This window comes from Azospirillum sp. TSO22-1, assembly GCF_003116015.1.
Taxonomy (GTDB): Bacteria; Pseudomonadota; Alphaproteobacteria; order Azospirillales; family Azospirillaceae; genus Azospirillum.
In genome coordinates, this window is the sequence record NZ_LGQZ01000250.1 from 1 (window position 1) to 2130 (window position 2130).

Consider the following 2130-nt stretch of genomic DNA (forward strand, 5'->3'; position numbering starts at 1 on the left):
CCCGCACCGCGGTACTTCGCCGCCACCTCGGCGTAGCTCGGCCCGACGATCCGGCTGCTCACCCCGTGGCACGACAGGCAGCCCTGCCGCTCGGCCAGCGTCCGCCCCGGCGCGGCCGCGTCGGCCTCCGCCTCCTCCGGCCCGGTCTTCTTGCCGCGCACGCCGCCGATCCGGCGGTTCTGCTGCGCCAGGTTGCCGTGCGCGCTCCAGGCGTGCTCCGGCAGTGCCGAGACCTGCTCCACCGCCGTCTTGCAGTTCGTCATGCAGCCGGTGTTGGCGGTGTCGGGCTTGCTCGTCCCGCCGCCCGGCCCGGGGCCGGGCCACAGCGCGTGCGCGGTGGTCATGCCGTGGCGGTTCGGCAGCCGCTCCTGCACCGCGCGGATCGTCGTCTCATCGAGAACGAAGTCGTCCGGCACCACCTCGGCGAGGTTCAGCAGGTAGGCCAGCACCGCGTACACCTCGTCGTCGCTCAGCGACTTCGGCGCATTCCACGGCATGGCGCGGCGGATGTAGTCGAACAGCGTCGACACCGTCGCCACCTTCATGACGGTGGTGCGCTGCGGGAAGTCGGGGCGCTTGAGGTTCGCCACGTGCCCGGTCTTCACGTCCTCGGCGGTGGTGCCGCCGACCAGCGGCGAGAACACGCTGTTGCTCTCGGCAAACGTGCCGTGGCAGGCGGCGCACTTGTCCTCCCACACCGCCTGCCCGCGCTCGACCGAGCCCGAGCCCTTGGGCAGCCCGGCGAAGTCGGGGCCGACGTCGATGTCCCAGGCCTTGACCTCGGCCGGCGTCGCCGGGCGGCCCACCCCGGGGAACGGCTCGGCCGCCAGCGCCGGGGTGCTCAGCAGCAGCGCGGCGGCGAGCAGCGCGTCAGAGAACCTGGACATTGCTCACCTCGCCGCTCTCGGCGACCTTCCAGGACTGGATGGCGTTGTTGTGGTAGATCGAGCGGGTGCCGCGCGCCGCGCGCAGCTGGCCGTAGGTGGGCTGCACGAAGCCGGTCTCGTCGGTGGCGCGGGACTGCAGGATGGCCGGCTTGCCGTCCCACACCCAGGGCGCGGTGAAGCGGGTCAGGCACTTCGACAGGATGGGCGTCTGCACGGTGGCCTCGGCCCAGGTCAGGCCGCCGTCCACCGAGACATCGACACGCCGGATCGCGCCGCGCCCCGACCACGCCAGGCCGGAGATGGTGTGGTAGCCCTTGTCGAGCAGCGTCTGGCCTCCGGACGGCGTGGTGATGACCGACTTGCACTCCTGGATCGAGGTGTACTGGCGGTGCTGGCCGTCGGGCATCAGGTCGATGTAGTGGATGGCCTCGTCCTTGGCGGCGTAGGGGCGGTCGCCGACCTCGATGCGGCGCAGCCACTTGACCCAGGAGACGCCCTGCACGCCGGGCACCACGAGGCGCAGCGGGTAGCCGTTCTCCGGGCGCAGCATCTCGCCGTTCTGGCCGTAGGCGACCAGCACCTCGCCGGCGAGCACCGGCCCGATGGGGATGGTGCGGGTCATCGCCGAGCCGTCGCCGCCCTCGGCGAGGACGAACTTGGCGGCCTTGAGGTCGGCGCCGCAGTCCTCCAGCAGCGTGCGCAGCGGCACGCCGGTGAACTCGGAGCAGGAGAGCATGCCGTGGGTGTACTGCACGGTGGGCACGGCGACGTTGCCCCACTCCATGCCGGTGTTGGCGCCGCACTCGATGAAGTGCATCCGCGAGACCGGGGCCAAGCGCATCAGGTCGTCGAGGGTGTAGACCTTGGGGGTCTTGACGAACTCCGGGCGGGCGCCGTTGACCATGAAGCGGTGCTTGGCGGGATCGACGTCGTACCAGCCCTGGTGGTGGCGCTCGAAGTGCAGGCCCGAGGGGGTGATGATGCCGAACAGGCCCTGCAGCGGGCAGAAGGAGACGCTGGCGGCGGCGGTCTGGGTGAGGCCGGGGCTCTGGCGGCGGGCCAGCGCGCGCTCGTATTTGGAGGGCTGGCCGTAGGGGTTGGTGGCCACCGGCTGGCCCAGCGTGGTGGCCCAGGGCTGCGGCGTCAGGATGGCGTCGTCGCCGACGCTCTGCGCCAGGGCCGGGGAAGCCGAAGCGGCCGTTCCGGTCAGCGCGGCGCCGGCGGCCAGAAAGCTGGAGCGCAG

The 2130-nt window shown here is 72.0% G+C and carries 2 protein-coding genes; both read right to left on the reverse strand.

From position 1 onward, the window contains the following. Nucleotides 1-887: c-type cytochrome (locus TSO221_RS34735; protein WP_109122988.1), on the reverse strand; the 887-nt coding region annotated here is incomplete at its 3' end. Further along, nucleotides 871-2130: sulfite dehydrogenase (soxC, locus tag TSO221_RS34740; protein WP_109122989.1), on the reverse strand; the 1260-nt coding region annotated here is incomplete at its 5' end. The genes soxC and TSO221_RS34735, both read right to left, overlap by 17 nt.